The 330-nt window shown below is 52.4% G+C and carries 2 tRNA genes; both read left to right on the top strand.

What is annotated here, in order from left to right:
- The first annotated feature begins 70 nt into the window (after positions 1–70).
- A tRNA-Leu gene (locus A7090_RS23635) sits at positions 71–155 on the top strand.
- A gap of 23 nt (positions 156–178) precedes the next feature.
- Positions 179–253 (top strand) — tRNA-Gln (locus A7090_RS23630).
- The last annotated feature ends 77 nt before the right edge of the window (positions 254–330 follow it).

Raw genomic sequence — 330 nt, 5'->3', positions numbered from 1 at the left:
GTTGGTTAGAGCACATCACTCATAATGATGGGGTCACAGGTTCGAATCCCGTCGTAGCCACCATCTTTTTGCGGGAGTGGCGAAATTGGTAGACGCACCAGATTTAGGTTCTGGCGCCGCAAGGTGTGCGAGTTCAAGTCTCGCCTCCCGCACCATTCACCAGAAAGCGTTGTACGGATGGGGTATCGCCAAGCGGTAAGGCACCGGTTTTTGATACCGGCATTCCCTGGTTCGAATCCAGGTACCCCAGCCATCGAAGAAACAATCTGGCTACGTAGCTCAGTTGGTTAGAGCACATCACTCATAATGATGGGGTCACAGGTTCGAATC

Source organism: Escherichia sp. MOD1-EC7003, assembly GCF_002965065.1.
GTDB lineage: Bacteria > Pseudomonadota > Gammaproteobacteria > Enterobacterales > Enterobacteriaceae > Escherichia.
Note: the sequence above shows the minus strand (reverse complement) of the source record. Positions and strands in the feature narration are given on the sequence as shown.